Origin of the sequence: Roseobacter sinensis (assembly GCF_025755255.1) — a bacterium.
Lineage (GTDB): Bacteria > Pseudomonadota > Alphaproteobacteria > Rhodobacterales > Rhodobacteraceae > Roseobacter > Roseobacter sinensis.
The window spans coordinates 203,237-220,090 of record NZ_JALIEB010000005.1; the positions used below are offsets into that span (position 1 = coordinate 203,237).

The window sequence follows — 16,854 nt, forward strand, 5'->3', positions numbered from 1 at the left end:
CGCGCGCCCCCCCCGGCCGGGGGGCGTTGCCCCCCGGACCCCCCAGGATACTTGCAGCCAGAAGAAGGGGATCCCGCGCATGGCTGGCTACATTCTCAGGCGACTGCTGTCTGCCATTCCGGTGCTTCTGGGGATCACGGTCATTGTCTTTGTGATCATGGCGCTGATCCCCGGAGATCCGGCCACCGCCATTCTGGGCTCTTTCGCGACGCCGGAGAATGTCGAGAAGCTGAACCGCGATCTTGGGCTCGACAAGCCCTTGGTCGCTCAGTACTTCATCTGGCTTGGCAATATGCTGCAAGGCGATTTCGGTCAGAGCTTCGCGCTCAACCGACCCGTGATCGACGAGGTGCTGGAGCGCTTTGGGGCGACATTGATCCTCGCCGGAACGGCCTTTGTGCTCTGTTCCCTCTTCGGGGTGATCGCAGGCGTCGTCTCGGCGGCGCGGCAATATGGGTTTGCGGATAAGGTGATCACCTTCGTTGTGCTCTTGGGCATTTCGATCCCGTCTTTCTTTCTTGGCATGATGATGATCCTCACCTTTGCGGTGAGTCTGCGCTGGTTTCCCGTCTCCGGCATGTGGCCGATCTATGGTGCGCGAGATCTTGCTGCGCTGATCGACCACCTGACGATGCCGGCGCTGGCGTTGGCGGTGGTGGCGACGGGGGTGATCGCGCGGCTGTCGCGCTCGGCCATGCTGGAGGTGTTGCGGCAGGATTTCATCCGGACCGCACGTGCGAAGGGCGTGCCGGAGGGCCGCGTGGTCTGGCGCCACGCCTTGCGCGCTGCGATGGTCTCGATCATCCCGGTGCTGGGCATCCAGGCAGGCTTCGTCCTTTCGGGGGCCGTCTATATCGAGATCGTGTTTCAATGGCCGGGTGTTGGGCGCATGCTGGTCGACGCGATCCTCAAGCGGGATATTCTGCTGGTGCAGGGTGGCGTGGTTTTGGTGGCCGCCTGTTATGTCATGTTCAACATCGCTGTGGATGTGGCGCAGAGCCTGCTCGATCCACGGATCAAGACGTGAGGGCGTTTCTGACGCTGCTGGCGCGCAACCGGCTGGCGCTGTGGGGCGGCGTGGTTCTGGCCGGGGTCGTTCTGCTGGCGCTGATCACGCCCCTTCTGCCACTGGCTGAGCCCGATGTGACGGATACCGCGAACCGGTTCAAGGCGCCGTTCTCTGAGGGCGCGCTGCTCGGCACCGACCATCTGGGGCGCGATCTACTGAGCCGCTTGCTGTGGGGGACGCGATTGTCCCTGGCGGTTGGCTTCGCGGCCGCGATGATCGCTGCGACCCTTGGGGCGGCCATCGGGATCATCGCGGGGTTTTACGGGGGGCGGGTGGACAACGTCATCATGCGCGGCGTCGATATGCTGATGGCGTTCCCCTACATCCTGCTGGCATTGGCAATTGTCGCGGCCCTCGGGCCGGGGTTGCTCAATGCGTTGATTGCGGTGGCGGCGGTTAACGTGCCCTTCTTCGCGCGCAATATTCGCGGGGTAACGGTCAGCATTGCGCACAAGGAATTCGTCGATGCCGCGCGTCTTGCGGGGATGAGCAATGCGCGCATCATCCTGTTCGAGATTCTCCCCAATGTGCTGCCGGTGATTGTCATTGCGATGTCGACAACCATCGGCTGGATGATCCTCGAGACGGCGGGGCTATCGTTTCTGGGGCTCGGGTCGCAGCCGCCGCAGGCCGATCTGGGCTCGATGCTGGGGGAAGCGCGCGCAGCGCTGATCACCAACCCGCATACGTCGATTGTCTCGGGCGCGATGATCCTCGTGATCGTGATGTGCATCAACCTCTTGGGCGATGGGGTGCGCGATGCGCTGGACCCGCGGCTGAGGTCCGGCGCGCTGAGCCGCCCGGTGCCTGCCACGGCGGTGTCACGGGAAGACGTCCCCGCGGCGAAGGGTGAGGCCCTGCTGGACGTGCAGGTGTTGCAGACGCAGTTTCACGTCAAGGATCGGGTCTACCGCGCAGTGGGCGGGGTCGATCTGACGGTGGAACCGGGGCAGTGCCTCGGGATCATCGGCGAAAGCGGGTCAGGCAAATCGGTCACCGCGCTGTCGGTGATGGGGTTGGTCGCCTCGCCACCCGGCGTGATCACGGGGGGTGCTGTGCGCTACAAGGGGGACGATCTGATCGGTGCGCCCTACGAGGTCTTGCGGTCGCTGCGCGGAGATCGCGTGGCGTATGTCTTCCAGGACCCGCTGGCGACATTGCATCCGCTCTACACGGTGGGGGACCAGCTGATCGAGGCGGTGCGGGTGCATCACCGCGTGGCACGCGCAGAGGCGCGTGCGCGGGCGATCGAGCTGTTGACCTCGGTGCGCATCCCCAATGCGCAGAGCCGCGTCGACAGCTATCCGCACGAGCTGTCGGGGGGCATGCGCCAACGGGTGGGCATCGCCATGGCGCTGGCCAATGACCCGGAGATCATCATCGCGGATGAGCCGACGACGGCGCTGGACGTCACGGTGCAGGCGCAGATCCTGTCGCTGCTCGATGATCTGCGGCGGGACCGCGGGCTGGCGATCATCTTCATCACCCATGACTTCGGTGTCGTGGCCCAGCTCTGTGACCGGGTCGCCGTGATGTATGCCGGCCGCATTGTCGAAGAGGGGCCGACCGAGGCGATCCTGACCTCGCCTGCACACCCCTATACAGCGCGGCTCATGGCCTGCGTGCCGGAGCTGGGGCAGGGGCGGCGGCGCTTGGAGGCCATCGCCGGGCTGCCACCCGCCGTCGACAGATTGCCAGCCGGCTGTGCCTTTGCCGAGCGCTGCGTGAAGGCCAGAGAGGCCTGCCGGGCCAGCGAGATCGCGCTTGCGGGCACAGGCGCGCGCGCGGTGCGCTGCATCGATCCCGATGTGCCCCTCGCGGCGGAGACTGTGGCATGACCCCCGCGCTGCGCCTGATCGATCTGTCGAAGACCTTCGAGGTCGGCAAGTCTTTCTTCGGCCCGCCGAAGGGCAGGGTGCATGCGGTGCACCCGATCACGCTTGATGTGCAGGCGGGTGAGACACTGGGCATCGTGGGCGAGTCGGGGTGCGGAAAGTCTACGCTCGCGCGGTTGCTGGTGGGGCTGACCGCCCCGACCACGGGCCGGATCGAAATTGAAGGCGATGTGCTGAGCACCGCCGATCCGGCAGCCTTTGGCAAGCGCATCCAGTATGTCTTTCAGGACCCGATCAGTAGCTTGAATCCGCGCAAGACGATCCGCGAGATCATGGAGGCCCCGCTCAAGCACCTGCATGGGCTGAACCGCGCGGACCGGTCCGTGCGCATTGCCGAGATTTTCGATGCGGTCAATCTGCGTCAGGAGTTTCTCGACCGCTACCCGCATGAGTTCTCGGGCGGACAGGCCCAGCGGATTGGCATCGCTCGCGCGCTGGCGGCTGAGGCGCGAATCCTGATTCTGGACGAACCGGTCTCGGCGCTGGATGTCTCGGTGCAGGCGCAGGTGTTGAACCTGCTCGCCGATCTGCGGCGGCAGATGGGTCTCACCTATCTCTTCATCAGCCACGATCTGGCGGTCGTCGAAGCGGTGAGCGACCGTGTTGCCGTCCTCTACTTCGGCTCGATTGTGGAGATCGGGCGGGCTGAGACCATATTTGCCAAGCCGGCGCACCCCTACACCAAACTGCTCGCGGACAGCGCGCCGGTCGTGGGGCGCGCACTGACAGCACCGGAAGGGCGAGAGACGGAGCTGCCGGATCCGCTCAACCCGCCGGAGGGCTGTGCGTTCCGCGCTCGTTGCCCGCGCGCGAGCACACTCTGCGCCACGGTCGCACCGCCGCTGCGGGATCTGCGTCCGGACCATCGCGTCGCCTGCCACAATCCCGTCTGAAAAAGCGGATTGCACTCTGTGTCAGAACGCGATTTCCATGGCACCGGGGCGGCACAACGCTGCCTGACACCATGAAGAGGCCGCCATGAACCGCGTTGTTGTCTTGGGCTTGGGAAAGGTCGGCACGTTGGCCGCCGAATTGCTGCACGAAGCTGGTTTTACGGTGACCGCGGTCGACATGAACGGCGGCGACAGGGCTCTGCCGTTCGAGACTCGGGCGTACGATCTTGCAGAGACGAACCAGCTCGAAGCCGACCTGCAGGCGGCGGATGCGGTTCTGTCCTGCCTTCCCTACCACTTGAATGCGGCGGTCGCGGTCTTGGCGCACCAGGTCGGCCTGCATTACTTCGACCTCACCGAAGATGTGCCCACCACAAAGGCGATCCGCAAGATGGCCAAGACGTCGCGGGGCCTTATGGCGCCGCAATGCGGGTTGGCGCCGGGCTTTGTCGGCATTGTCGGCGCCGACCTGATCGGCCAGTTCGACGACTGCCGGATGTGCAAGATGCGGGTGGGTGCGCTGCCGCAGCATCCCACCGGCCTCATGGGGTATTCCTTCAACTGGTCGCCCGAAGGCGTTGTGAACGAGTATCTGAACGACTGTGAGGTGCTCGAGGACGGGCAGATCAAGGTCGTGTCGCCCATGGAGTGGATCGAGAAGCTTTACATTCACGGCACGGAACTGGAGGCCTTCACCACCTCCGGGGGGTTGGGCACGATGTGTGAGACCTACCTCGGTCGGGTGCCGAACATCGATTACAAGACAATGCGCTACCCCGGTCACGTTGCGCTGATGAACTTCTTCTTTCACGAGCTCCTGATGCGCGACCGGCGGCAGGAGGCGGGCGAGATCCTAGTGAATGCAAAACCGCCCGTCGAGGACGATATCGTCTATGTGCACGTCTCCGCAGAAGGAATGATCGGCGGCCGGCTTGCGCGGCGTGAATTCGTGCGGGGCTACAAGCCCATCTCTCTGGCGGGGCAGCGGCGGACCGCCATTGCCTGGACAACCGCCTGCTCCGTGGTCGGCGTGATCGAGCTTGTGCGCGACGGCGGCTTGCCGGGATTGGGTTTTCTGAAACAGGAAGACGTCCCGCTTGCCGGCTTCCTTGAGACCCGCACGGGTCGGATCTATGCCCAGGAGGGCGCGTTCTGATGCTCAGAGGATCCGTGGGTCTGCGATTTCGGTCGCGAAGCGGGGCGGCGACAACGCGCTCTGGAACCAGTTCACCAATGTGTAGATCGAATAGACCGGGCGCCCTGTGGCAAGGCGTACATCCTGCGCGTAGGGCACCATATTTGTGCATTCAAGCACGATTGCGCCCACATCCGGATGCGCCTTGACCAAGGCCGCGGCGCTGTCCAGCATGTCGAGACGGCATGCCTCGAAGTCGATCGTCGCTTGATCGGTCAGGAACGCCTGCGAGAAGGCGCGCCCGCCTTCGGTTCCGACGATGGGAACGTCTGGCGCGGCACCGGCCGATGTCAGATGGGCGCGGCTCAGGCTGGTTTTGGAGACGGTCAGCACACCCACCTGCTGGCCTTGGGGCAGGGTTCTCTGGATCATCGGGATTTGCATCAGGGCGGAGCTTGCGACCGGCACGCCCAGCCCGAGTGCCAGATCGCTCTGCAACACGGAGAGAAAACCGCAGTTGGTGACGATCCCGTCACAGCCCATGCGCACGAGCGCCTTGCCTTCCGAGATAAAGGAGTCGCGCATCGCGCGGGCGTCTTTCAAAACGATCAGGTCGGGTGTGGCGCCTTCGACAACCCGGTAGTGCACCGGGAACCGCCATGTGGTGGCATTGCCGATGTCCCCGGGTATCCGCGGAAACCGCGTCTCCAGCATCAGGATGCCGACGGTCGCCCCATAGACTGTTTTGCCGCCCGACTGGACCTCCATGGGACGCTGCTCCGTGCTGGTTGCTTCCCGTTTCATCTTGCATGCTGACGCAGTTGGCGGCAAAGGGCAAATCCGCGGTGCGCTCGGGCAACGATTGACGAGGGCGCGCGGGCCGGCAAAACTGGGGCGCGTTGAACTGGGCACGGCATGACGAGGCAGGTGATCATCATCGGCGCCGGAATTGTGGGCGTCTCGACCGGCATCTGGCTACGTCGTTATGGTGTCGAGGTCATGCTTGTCGATCGGCAAGCACCGGGCCAGGGCACCTCCTACGGCAATGCCGGCGTTCTTGCCGCCTGTTCGATGGTTCCCGTCACGGCGCCTGGCCTCATCGCGAAGGCGCCGGGCATGTTGCGCGACAAGGATTTTCCGTTGTTTTTGCGATGGGCCTATCTGCCCAAGCTGGCGCCTTGGTTGATGCGGTATCTCAGCCACGCAAACGACAGCGAGACGCGCCGGATCGCCGAAGGGCTGACGCCGATTGTCGCTGATACGGTGGCGCAACACAAAGCCTTGGTGCAAGGCACCCCGGCCGCTGAATGGGTGACCGACAGCCCCTATCATTTCGCCTACCGGGACCGTGCGGCCTTCGAGGCGGATCGTTACACCTGGGATCTGCGCCGCGAGGCGGGCTTCGTACCCGAGATCGCGGAAGATGCAGAGGTGCAGGAGATCGAGCCGAACCTCTCGACCACCATAGGCTGTCTGGCGACCATGCAGGATCATGGCTTCATCCGAGATCCCGGAGGCTATGTCGCCGCGCTTGCCGAGGTGTTCCGTGACATGGGAGGGCAGATCAGAACCGCAGACGTGACGGAGTTCGAGCGGGTTGACGACCGGGTCGTCGCAGTCTGCACCACCGAAGGACGGCTGCGTTGCGATGAGGTGGTGCTTGCAACAGGGGTCTGGTCCAAGCCACTGATGCGGAAACTCGGCCTCAAGGTGCCGCTCGAGAGCGAGCGGGGCTATCATATCGTCTTCGAAGAGGCCCGGAACGGCCCCCTGGCTCCCACGATGGTGGCCCGCGGGAAATTCGTTGCAACGCCCATGGCCGCCGGGCTGCGCTGTGCCGGGGTCGTCGAATTCGGCGGCCTGGAGCTGGGGCCGTCGCAGGCGCCCTTCGCTTTGCTGCGCAGGCAGGTCCGATCAGCCTATCCCGCGCTGACCCATGGGCGGGAAGAAGAATGGATGGGCCACCGCCCGGCCCCCGCGGACAGCCTGCCACTGATCGGGGAAATCGGTGCCAGCGGGGTCTACAGTGCCTTCGGGCATCATCACATCGGATTGACGGGCGGTCCGAAAACGGGCCGGCTGATCGCGGATCTGCTGACCGGGCGGACGCCGAACATTGATCTGCGCCGCTACAGCCCCAACCGGTTTGCAAGCAGCTAAGCCGCGGCGCCCCCGGGCGTCAGCCATGCGTCGAGGTAGGTCTCCAAACGCGTGATCATCGGCTCACCGTTGTGGATAGCGCAGAATTGCAGGCCCATGGCCTGTATCGCGAAGGCCTGAACCCCATCGGCGAGCAGATGCGGCGAGATATCCTTGCGGAAGGGCCCGTCGGCCAGCCAGTCGGCGATTACGCTGATTTGGCGGGAAAAGGTCTTGGCGATCGGGCCGATCTCTTCGCGAGCGGCGGCACCTGAGTGCCGTAGGATCACATCGAAGACGTAGCGTTCCTGGGTCATGAACCCCAGAAGCGGGCGCAGATGGGTGACCAGTTCTCCAACGCTGGTAGGGGCGTCTTGCTGGGCCAGTTTATCGAGCTCAGCATCGATGCGCGCGCCGATCATCAGGTCCATCAACGCATCCTTGTCCGGAAAGTGAGCGAAGAAGGTGCCCTTGGCCACGCCCGCTTTCTGCACCACCTCGTCGATCCGCATGTCCTGATAGCCTTTCGCCGCAATGATCTCCTGTGCGGCCGCAATCAGGTTGCGACGGGTGATGAGCGTGCGTTTCTGGACGGGTTTGGTCATGGCTCAGTCATACACTTTAAATGACCGTGGTCAAGTTTTTATTGACCGTGGTCATTTCCATATTTATGACCGCGGTCAATTATGGAATCAGTTGGAGCACACACCCATGTCTGGCAAACGCATCTTCGTCCTGAACGGTCACCCCGCGCAGACCTCCTTAAACCGACATCTGGCGGAAACCTATGCCGCAGCGGCGCGCAAGGCCGGTCACGAGGTCCGTCTGACACACCTTGCGGATATGGAGTTTGACCCCGATCACGGCTTTGCGGGATACGCGCAGCACAAGCCTTTGGAAGCGGTTTTGCAGGCCTTTCGGTCGGACGTCGAATGGGCCGAACATATGGTGCTCACAACTCCGATGTGGTGGGGCGGTCTTCCAGCCAAGCTGAAGGGCCTGATCGACCGCACATTTCTGCCCGGATGGGCCTTTGATACGCGAAACCGCAATCGCATCGGGATGCCTCGACCGATGCTCGGCGGCCGTACGGCGCGGGCGATCGTGACGTCGGATTCGCCGGATCTCTTCTTTGCTCTGATGTATCGCAAGGCGTTGCTGCGCCAGATCAGAGGCCAGATTTTCAACTTCGTCGGCATGCGGCCGGCCAAGACCACCCATCTCGCGCCGGTCGGTGAGGCGAACGCTGGCACGATAGAAGGCTGGCAAAGGCAGATTGACGCGCTGGGTGCCGCCGGGCGCTGACAAGCGGTTCCTAGGCGGTCGAAAGCGGCGGGCGCGAGCCGACGAAATTGGGCAGGGGCGTCAAAGACAGCGGAATGTGTCTCGAACGCGCGTGCCACTGGCCGGTCCCGTGCGCGACGACCCCGGCACGGCTCGAAGGCTCCGATCTTGCGTCGTGGATCCGTTCGAGGGCACACTGGTTTCAAAGGCGTTTCGGCTGCTGGTCGCCGGCAAGAGCGATGGCTTGGGCCGCTCCCACCGATCCCGGACGGCGTCGGAGCGCAAAGCTGCAGGTGATGATCTGTCTTTGCCGATTGTCCCGCCCGCGGCGAAGCAGGCCACATTCTGTTGAGAACTGGCTGCGCTGAACCCGTTCAGCGGCCAGCACGCACCGAATCCCAGCAATGAGAAAGGACGCGCCATGGCGAAATTCGTGTTCGGAATGAACCTGTCTCTGGATGGCTATGTCGATCACGAGGCATTTGAACCCGGAACGGCCCTGTTCCGATACTTTATCGCGCAAACAGAGCGGGTGAGCGGAAGCCTCTACGGCCGTCGCATGTACGAGGTCATGCGATACTGGGACGAGGACGATCCAAGCTGGAGCGACGATTTCTGCAACTTCGCTGACGCGTGGCGCCGGCAGCCGAAATGGGTCGCCTCCCGGACCCTGCGCTCTGTTGGCCCGAACGCCACACTTGTCGAAGATGATCTGGGGTCATTTGCGAAGAACTTGAAAGGCGCGGTGTCGGGGGAGATTCAGGTCGCTGGGCCGGACGTGGCGCATCATCTTGGGCAGCTCGGTCTCGTTGACGAGTACCAGCTTTTCCTTCGGCCCGTCGTGCTTGGCGCGGGTAAGCCGTTCTTCAAGGGAGCGCGCCCCAAGCTCCAGTTTGTGGGCAGTGACAGAATTGGAGAGGACGCCGTAAGGCTGACTTATGCGAACCCAGACCCGGAACCGTTCGCAGAGTGACGCCTCCCACCGTCTGCTTCCTTTGCAATAGGACGATCTTATCCCCAATGCCGATAGTCGCGCCGGCAACGTTGCGGGGTCTGAGCCTTAGTTGATCCAACTCAGTCTTTTGTCAGCCCAGGAGGTGAAGCCTATCGATGGCCTAGGAATTCTTTTGCCGATCTGGCATCAGCAAGAGCGGTGGATGCGAGCACTGGTGATCTGAAGGCGTGCAAAGTCGGGTGGAACCGAATGCAACGGAGATGGCGCAAGCGGGGTGGTGGTCAGGACACTCACTCAGCAAAGCGACCTTGGCCGTTGATTTCTCAATCCATTGTCGGTTCGAGGAGCAGTGCGAAGGCCGGGGCCGTTCGTACGAAACCTGCCATGCATTCGGCTCCGGCACACTGGATGTTGCGTGTCCTGCGGATGCTAGCGCGGGCCGCACGACAAAAGCGACTGCGACCGACTTGAAGACTTAGCAGTCACACGCGACACAATGACCGACGACAGCCGACGTTGTCGACCAACAACCGGCGATGCCACTGGTCTCCACGCTCGTGCTTGAGACCAGCTTCGAACCTAACACACCCCGCGAAGCAGGCTGACTGCCGAGCTACGGCCAGATTGAGCTGCCCTGCACAGACCCGTGCTACCGACGACTTCGCTTTGAACCGAGGATCAGGCCGCGCGGTCGGATATCTCGTTCTTGAGGGTCAGCGCGTGCAGTGTCTCAAAGATCTGCTGGCCGCTCAACCGCGAGATGTCAAAGGCTGTCTTGGAGCCGATCTCGCCGAAAAGCTCGGCACAGACGCTGTCGCTGCCGATAAAGCCCATGGACCAGCGGGGAAACGATCTCTCGGTGATGCGGCTGGTATCCAGAACGGTGATGTGATCATGCCGTTCGTCCATCTGGATGCGCTCAAAGGTCTCTTCTACGGCGTCAATCGGGCCTTCGAGCACCTGTCCGAACACACCCGAATTGAAGATGAGCGCCCCGGTGACATTGAACCGTCCGTTGTTGAACTGAGATTTTTCCAGGATCTTGTCTATTTCCCAGGCCATCATTTCACGATCGGTATCGTAGGTCTGGTAGCTGAAATAGACAACGCGAAGCAGGTCCTCTTCTGTATGCGTCATGATGTGCTTCCTTCTTTTGGGGGTGATTGCAACGAAGCCAGTTCGGGAAGTGGGACTTCGAGAAAAGATCCGATTTCCGCTGGTTTGATGGGGCGTCCGATCAAGTACCCCTGGATCGCCGCGCAACCGTTCTGACGAATTCTCGCAAGCTGTTCGACGGTCTCGACCCCTTCTGCCAGCACATTCATGCCGAACGCCGTGCCCAGCTGCGCAACGGCTTCGACGATGTGGTGGGCGTTTTCATCTGCAAAGGGCTCGCGCACAAATGACTGGTCTATCTTGACCTTGTCGAAAGGATACTTGCGCAGGTAGTTCAGGGATGAATACCCTATTCCAAAGTCATCCAGGGATATCCTGACACCAAGAGCCCGCAGGTCGTTCATGCGCTCCAGAACAACGCTGTCGTTCTTCAGCAACGTCGTTTCGGTGATTTCCAACTCAAGCCGATGCGGTGACAAACCGGACTTTTCCAGTGCGGACCCGACCGCGGTCAGGAACCCGTCGTCTTCGAACTGAATTGAGGACACGTTCACCGCGACAGCGATGTCCTCCGGCCAAGTTACGGCCGTCTTGCACGCTTCCGCCAGAACCCATGTTCCGATTTCGACAATGAGCCCGGTTTCTTCGGCAACACTGAGGAAGTCCAAAGGAGCAACCTCGCCCCGGACCGGGTGATCCCAGCGGATCAGGGCCTCGAAACCACTGACTTTCTGTTGCTCAAAGCTCATTTGCGGTTGAAAGACGATCTTGAATTGATCCAGAAGAACGGCCTTGCGCAGATCGATTTCTATTTCGCGCCGTTTCTCCAGCTCGGCAAACATCTCGTCTTTGAACCAATTGAACTGGTTCCGACCGCCGCGTTTGCTCTCGTAGAGCGCAATATCGGCCCTTTGCAGCATCTTGTCGGGGTCGTTTTCATTCGGGAGGCGCGCAGCCAATCCGACACTCGCGCCGATTGTGATCTGGTGCCCATCGATCAGGAAGGGGCGGCTGATCATCTTGATGATGCGGCCCGCGACATCTTCAGCGGCCGGGAGGGCGCGATCGGACACCAGGATTGCAAATTCATCCCCACCCACGCGCGCCACAAGGTCGTCACGGCGCACTGTTTTCTTCAACCGCTCAGCGACCTTGCACAACAGACCGTCCCCGACCGCGTGCCCCAGCGTATCATTGACTTGCTTGAAGTGGTCGAGGTCGACAAAGAGTGCGACGATCCGCTGATCTCTCCGATCGGCGTCTTCTGACATTCTTTCAAAGCAGGCCTTCAGATGTTTCCTTGTTCCCAGTCCGGTCAGCTCATCCGGTTCGAAGAGCAAGGCGGGGCGCGCTGCTTGGCTCGGTGGAGCAGTGACGACGCCAATCCATCCGCCTGCGCTGTTCGACGACCAGATGATCTTTGCCGTTCGGTCCGATGCGGCGTCAGCCGTTCCTGTTTCGTCGCCAGTGCGCCGCAGTGTGCTGGACGGCAGCGGGCAGGTTGGACAGACGTCTTGGAAGCTCTTCCCGAGGACGGCTGCGCATTCGGTCTCTGGCAGGTCGAATGCTGCAAGAAATGCGTTGTTGACGAATGAGATTTCGTTGTTCGCCGAGAGCGCCACAAGGCCGACGCCGGCATCGCGCAAACCGTGAAGGATCTCGACCGACGGATCGTCGGACGGCGCTGCGGAACTGGATGGGTCAGTCATGCCCACTGCCGAATGATGCTGAGACAACGCAATACTCCTTCACTACGGCCAAAAGACGTATCATCGCAATCGTGTAAGAAATATTGACGAGTAATGCGCTTACATATTGTATTTATTCGAATTTTTAAGGATGCTTGCGCTCTTAAGGTTTTGGCGCCGACGGGGGCAGGGCCTGCTGTGTGACATCGCGCCGCGTTGGGGGTCTAGTGTACGGCCTTGACCTGCCTGTGACTTCTCTTGGGGTCACTTGGCTCAGGGATGCCATCGGTGACCGACAGTTAAGCCTTTCCCGTACCGCGCCTTTTCGGCCTCCTCGACGGCCCGCCGCGGGCCGCGAGGCCGTCCGTGTTGCAGGTCACCTGAGGCATTGCGAAGATCGAACCGCCGGTGGTCGAGATCAGATGCGGCTGCGAAAAGCGGGTCGGCCTGCGCTGGTCGGTTTGGTGCGCGCGCATATTGCCTTTCCCGGGCACAGTCGCATGCGGGATTGACCCAAACGAGCAGGGGTTGTCGTTCAATTCAGGATGGCAATGCCGCGCAGGCGGTTCTTTGCGAAATCGATGAACGCCCGGACCTTTGCAGGCGCGCGGCGTCCTTCCACATGGACGAGGTGGATGGGCAGAGGTTCGGGCTCGAACTGTTCCAACACCGATTGCAGCACGCCTTCCTCGAGATCCGGCCCGACCTGGTAGGACAACACGCGCGCCAGACCCCAGCCTCGGCGGGCAACGGCGATGGCGGCTGCCACGCTGCTGACGGTGAGGCGAGGGGCCACGCGCACGACATCTTGCATGTCGCGGCCGAAGCGCCACTCCGACACCGGGCTGACGGGCGCCGCCGAGACGATCTGATGCGTTGCCAGCTCGGACGGTGTCTGCGGGATACCGTGACGCTTCAAGTAGTGCGGCGCGCCACACACGATCCGCCTGACTCGTCCGACCCGCACAGCCGACAAACCGGACGAAGGCAGCGGCCCGATGCGTACAGCCACATCGAAGCCTTCTTCGACCATGTTCACGATGCGGTCGACCATGAGCACATCGCCCGTCACATCCGGGTAGCTGTCGAGAAAGTCGGTCAGGATCGGAGTGACATAGATCCGGCCGAACTCGTTTGAGCAGGTGATGCGGAGTTTCCCAACCGGGTTCGTGGCGGCCCCGGCCGCTGCGTCATCGGCTGCCTGCACCTGAGCCAGGATATGGCGTGCGTCCTCGAGATAGGCTCGCCCCACTTCGGTGAGCCGAACCCGCCGGGTCGTGCGGGAAAAGAGCCGAGCCCCGAGACGCGCTTCCAGCGCATTCACGCCGCGCGTGGCAGAAGGGGCGCTGAGGCCAACGGTCCGGGCGCCGCCGGCAAAGCTTTCGGCCTCGGCCACCGCGATGAACACTTCAAGGCTTTGCAATCGATCCACGTCGGCACCTTCGATTAATATCAAAAACCGAAATAATGTCTTTCCAAGAAGATATATTCATTTGCCTTTTGGGGCAATCTAACTTCAGGGCACGGGTCAATACAGCCCATCACAGTCAACTCGACACAGGAGACGACGATGTCCCGCATACCCACACCCGAAACTATCTCTGCGGCGCCCGCCGCCAGTCAGCCGCTCTTGATCGCTGTCGAAAAGATGCTCGGTTCGACACCGAACATGGTCCGCCTGATCGGCAACAGCCCGGTGACGCTGGAAGGCTATCTCGGTCTCAACAGCGCGCTGGGCAAAGGCCGGATCAGCGCTGCCACACGCGAACGCATTACTCTGGACATCGCCAATTTCAATGGCTGTGACTACTGCAACAGCGCGCACACTTACCTGGGCAAGGCCCTCGCCAAGCTGGACGACGCCGAGATCGCGGCCAATCGCACGGGCCGATCCACCGACGCAAAGGCCGATGCCGCCGTACGCTTCGCGGTGTCGGTCGCCGAGGCGCGCGGCCGGGTGACGGCCCAGGACGTCGCCGCGGTGCGCAACGCCGGCTATTCGGATGCGGAAGTGGTCGAGATCGTCGGTCATGTCGCGCTCAACGTGCTGACCAACTACATCAACGAGGTGTTCGAGACCGAGATCGACTTCCCGGTCTTTGAAGCTGGGCGGGCCGCCTGAGCCCTCCGATCGGCCGCAGGAGGATCACCAGTATGACCCGCATCGCACCCGCTACACTTCTTGAATTGCGCGCCCGCCGCTTCGACGCGTTAAGCTGCGCCTTGGCGCGCGCGGGCCGCGCGATCCTCCTGCGTCTGCGTTCGCATGCGTCGGTGGCCCTTCCGCACCGGCCCGAAACCCAGCAGCACGACCTGACCGCCCCCCCAATATGTCTCCAGCCTCACTGACCTTGGCTTCCACGTGAAAGGACACCTGCCATGACCACAGCCGTCAAACTCTACCGCAACCCCAAATCCGGCCATTGCCACCGTGTCGAACTGATGATGTCGCTTCTGGACGTGCCTTACGAAACGATCGATCTGGACATGGCCAACGGTGCGCACAAGGCGCCGGCCTATCTGGCCATCAGCCCTTTGGGCCAGGTGCCGGCCATCGACGACAACGGCACCACGCTGTCGGACAGCAACGCCATCCTCACCTATTTGGTCGCTCGCTACGGAGATGACGCCGAATGGACAGGGACGACCCCGGTCGAGAAAGCCGAGATCCAGCGCTGGCTGTCCATCGCTGCGGGCGAGATTGCCTCGGGCCCAGCTGCCGCGCGGCTGGTTACGGTCTTTGGCGCCGGTCTCGACCACGCTGCCGCCAAGGCGAAGGCGCATGCGCTGTTCACGGTGATGGACGCAGCGCTCGAGGGGAAGACCTTCCTTGTGGGCGAGCGGCTCACCATCGCTGACGTGGCGGGCTACAGCTACATCGCGCATGCCCCGGAAGGCGGCGTGCGCCTCGAAGGCTACCCCAACATCCTGGCCTGGCTCTCGCGGATCGAAGCCCAGCCGAAATTTGTCGCGATGGCGAAGTCTCCGGTCCCCGCGGGCGCCTGACAGCAGCCCCCTTCACTCAACCAAAGGACAGACCGATGCGCGATGCAGCCGATCCTTTCCACGCCGGTGAACTCAGGGCGCAAGCCCTGGCCGGCAAGACGGATGTTCCGGAATGGGCAGCCGGCTTCATCCGCCCCTTCATGCCCGACCAGCACCGCGATTTCTTCTCGCAACTGCCCTTCCTGGTTCTGGCGGGCGCAGATGATGCAGGCCGGCACTGGGTCACGCTGCTCGACGGTCCTGACGGGTTTGTCCGCTCGCCTGACGATACGACACTCGCGATCGCCTCCACATTCGATGCGCAGGATCCATTGGCCGCGGCACTCGGTGCCGGAACCGACGTGGGTGTGCTCGGGATCGAACTGGCCACGCGGCGTCGCAACCGGATGAGCGGCAGGTTGCGCCGGAGCGGCGCCGGCTTTGTCATCGATGTCCGCCAGAGCTTTGGCAACTGCCCGCAATACATTCACGAGCGGGAGTGGCGCCGCGTGCCGACACACGATGCACCGGACGCCCTGCGCAGCACCGCTTTGACGGCGGACCAGACCGCCCGCATCCGCGCGGCCGACACGCTCTTCATCGGAACCGGGCAGATGAGCCGGGACGATCATGCCTCGAACGGGTTTGATGCCTCGCACCGGGGTGGTGCGCCTGGGTTCGTGTCGGTCGTGGATGCGACGCATCTGCGCATCCCGGATTACGCGGGGAACAATTTCTTCAACACCATCGGAAACCTGCTGGAGAACCCCGCAATCGGGCTTGCCTTTGTCGACTTCGAGACAGGCGGGCTGTTGCAGCTGAGCGGGACGGCCAAGATCGACTGGGATGCCACGGACAGCCATGATCCGGGCGCGTTGCGGATGATCGATGTCACCATCGACGCGGTTGTGGATCGTCCTGCGGCCCTGTCCTTGCGCTGGTCGGCGGACACCTCTGACCTGCAAGACTTGGTGGTGGCGAAAAAGGTCGACGAGGCGCAAGATATCACCTCGTTCCACCTGGTTGCTGCGGATGGTGGCGCGCTTGAGCCCTTCGAAGCAGGGCAACATTTGCCGATAGAACTCGAGATCCCGGGCCAGCCCGGCCGAACCCGGCGCAGCTATTCGCTATCGGGCGCCCCCGACAGTGGGACATATCGGTTGAGCATCAAGCGAGAAGGCCAGGGGCTTGCGTCGCGATACCTTCATGACAGCGTCCAGGTGGGAGACCGCATCCGCGCCCGCAGGGCGTCTGGCGAATTCGTCGTGCCCTGCAGCAACTGCCCCTTGGTTCTGGTCAGCGCGGGGGTTGGCCTCACGCCCATGGTCTCAATGCTGCATGCCGCCGTCTCTGAGCGGGCGGACCGGTCGGTCTGGTATGTGCACGGTGCCCGCAGCGGCGCGCATCATGCGCTCAAGTCCGAGGTCGATGCCCTGGTAGCGCGGCGTCCAAACCTGGTCGCCCACACGCTCTACAGCCGTCCGGAGGAGACCGACAGGCCGGGCATTGATTTCCACGAGACGGGGCGCGTGACGGCGAAGACCCTGCTGAACCTGACCCCGGGTGACGATGCGCATTACATGCTCTGCGGTCCGGCGAAGTTCATCGCCGACATCCGCGATGGCCTTGAGGCGGCCGGGGTGCCCGCGCAGCACATCCATTTCGAAACCTTCGGGCCTACCGGATAAGGCGGCA

The 16,854-nt window shown here is 62.6% G+C and carries 16 protein-coding genes; 11 read left to right on the forward strand and 5 right to left on the reverse strand.

The features are described from left to right. Positions 1-79: 79 nt before the first annotated feature. The 4 genes from MUB52_RS10355 to MUB52_RS10370 all read left to right on the forward strand — a co-directional run bounded on the left by MUB52_RS10355 (position 80) and on the right by MUB52_RS10370 (position 5,013). Positions 80-1,027, forward strand: coding sequence for an ABC transporter permease (locus tag MUB52_RS10355; protein ID WP_263844141.1), 948 nt, complete (start codon positions 80-82; stop codon positions 1,025-1,027). Then, positions 1,024-2,907 (forward strand): dipeptide/oligopeptide/nickel ABC transporter permease/ATP-binding protein, encoded by a 1,884-nt coding sequence (locus tag MUB52_RS10360; RefSeq protein ID WP_263844142.1) that lies wholly within the window; start codon positions 1,024-1,026, stop codon positions 2,905-2,907. The genes MUB52_RS10355 and MUB52_RS10360 overlap by 4 nt, the downstream gene beginning before the upstream one ends. Continuing rightward, complete coding sequence (locus tag MUB52_RS10365) at positions 2,904-3,857, forward strand: ABC transporter ATP-binding protein (RefSeq protein WP_263844143.1); 954 nt, start codon at positions 2,904-2,906, stop codon at positions 3,855-3,857. Before MUB52_RS10360 ends, MUB52_RS10365 begins: the two co-directional genes overlap by 4 nt. 85 nt (positions 3,858-3,942) lie before the next feature. Next, complete coding sequence (locus MUB52_RS10370) at positions 3,943-5,013, forward strand: saccharopine dehydrogenase family protein (protein WP_263844144.1); 1,071 nt, start codon at positions 3,943-3,945, stop codon at positions 5,011-5,013. Positions 5,014-5,016: 3 nt separating this feature from the next. Here MUB52_RS10370 and MUB52_RS10375 read toward each other — a convergent pair whose 3' ends face one another. Beyond that, positions 5,017-5,796, reverse strand: a complete 780-nt coding sequence (locus MUB52_RS10375; RefSeq protein ID WP_263844145.1) for an aspartate/glutamate racemase family protein — start codon at positions 5,794-5,796, stop codon at positions 5,017-5,019. Positions 5,797-5,907: 111 nt separating this feature from the next. Here MUB52_RS10375 and MUB52_RS10380 point away from each other — a divergent pair, with 111 nt between their 5' ends. Further along, positions 5,908-7,152 carry an NAD(P)/FAD-dependent oxidoreductase gene (locus MUB52_RS10380; protein ID WP_263844146.1) on the forward strand — a complete coding sequence of 415 codons (1,245 nt, stop codon included), beginning with the start codon at positions 5,908-5,910 and terminating at the stop codon, positions 7,150-7,152. Here MUB52_RS10380 and MUB52_RS10385 read toward each other — a convergent pair. Further along, positions 7,149-7,736, reverse strand: coding sequence for a TetR/AcrR family transcriptional regulator (locus tag MUB52_RS10385; protein WP_263844147.1), 588 nt, complete (start codon positions 7,734-7,736; stop codon positions 7,149-7,151). The genes MUB52_RS10380 and MUB52_RS10385 overlap by 4 nt on opposite strands. On the opposite strand from MUB52_RS10385, the gene MUB52_RS10390 reads away from it, so the two are divergent. Then, complete coding sequence (locus MUB52_RS10390) at positions 7,705-8,436, forward strand: NAD(P)H-dependent oxidoreductase (protein ID WP_318527418.1); 732 nt, start codon at positions 7,705-7,707, stop codon at positions 8,434-8,436. The genes MUB52_RS10385 and MUB52_RS10390 overlap by 32 nt on opposite strands. Positions 8,437-8,836: 400 nt before the next feature. After that, the gene (locus tag MUB52_RS10395; protein WP_263844148.1) at positions 8,837-9,388 is read left to right on the forward strand and encodes a dihydrofolate reductase family protein; all 552 of its coding nucleotides are present in this window, start codon (positions 8,837-8,839) and stop codon (positions 9,386-9,388) included. 660 nt (positions 9,389-10,048) lie between these two features. Here MUB52_RS10395 and MUB52_RS10400 read toward each other — a convergent pair. From MUB52_RS10400 to MUB52_RS10410, 3 genes are all read right to left on the reverse strand, one after another. Beyond that, positions 10,049-10,507: a BLUF domain-containing protein gene (locus MUB52_RS10400; protein ID WP_263844149.1), complete on the reverse strand. Its 459-nt coding sequence runs from the start codon at positions 10,505-10,507 to the stop codon at positions 10,049-10,051. Next, positions 10,504-12,222: a putative bifunctional diguanylate cyclase/phosphodiesterase gene (locus tag MUB52_RS10405; protein ID WP_263844150.1), complete on the reverse strand. Its 1,719-nt coding sequence runs from the start codon at positions 12,220-12,222 to the stop codon at positions 10,504-10,506. The genes MUB52_RS10400 and MUB52_RS10405 overlap by 4 nt, the downstream gene beginning before the upstream one ends. Positions 12,223-12,709: 487 nt before the next feature. Next, positions 12,710-13,606 carry a LysR family transcriptional regulator gene (locus MUB52_RS10410; RefSeq protein WP_263844151.1) on the reverse strand — a complete coding sequence of 299 codons (897 nt, stop codon included), beginning with the start codon at positions 13,604-13,606 and terminating at the stop codon, positions 12,710-12,712. Positions 13,607-13,744: 138 nt separating this feature from the next. On the opposite strand from MUB52_RS10410, the gene MUB52_RS10415 reads away from it, so the two are divergent. From MUB52_RS10415 to MUB52_RS10430, 4 genes are read left to right on the forward strand one after another with little or no spacing between them, the layout of a single operon-like run. Continuing rightward, on the forward strand, positions 13,745-14,296 hold the full coding sequence (locus tag MUB52_RS10415) for a carboxymuconolactone decarboxylase family protein (protein WP_263844152.1): 552 nt from the start codon (positions 13,745-13,747) through the stop codon (positions 14,294-14,296). A gap of 32 nt (positions 14,297-14,328) precedes the next feature. Then, entirely contained in the window at positions 14,329-14,523 is a 195-nt protein-coding gene (locus tag MUB52_RS10420) for a hypothetical protein (protein ID WP_263844153.1), read from the forward strand. 30 nt (positions 14,524-14,553) lie between these two features. Beyond that, a complete protein-coding gene (locus tag MUB52_RS10425; protein WP_263844154.1) occupies positions 14,554-15,180 on the forward strand; it encodes a glutathione S-transferase family protein in 627 nt (208 codons plus the stop codon). A 35-nt stretch (positions 15,181-15,215) separates the two neighbouring features. After that, a complete protein-coding gene (locus MUB52_RS10430; RefSeq protein ID WP_263844155.1) occupies positions 15,216-16,847 on the forward strand; it encodes an FAD-binding oxidoreductase in 1,632 nt (543 codons plus the stop codon). Positions 16,848-16,854: the final 7 nt, after the last annotated feature.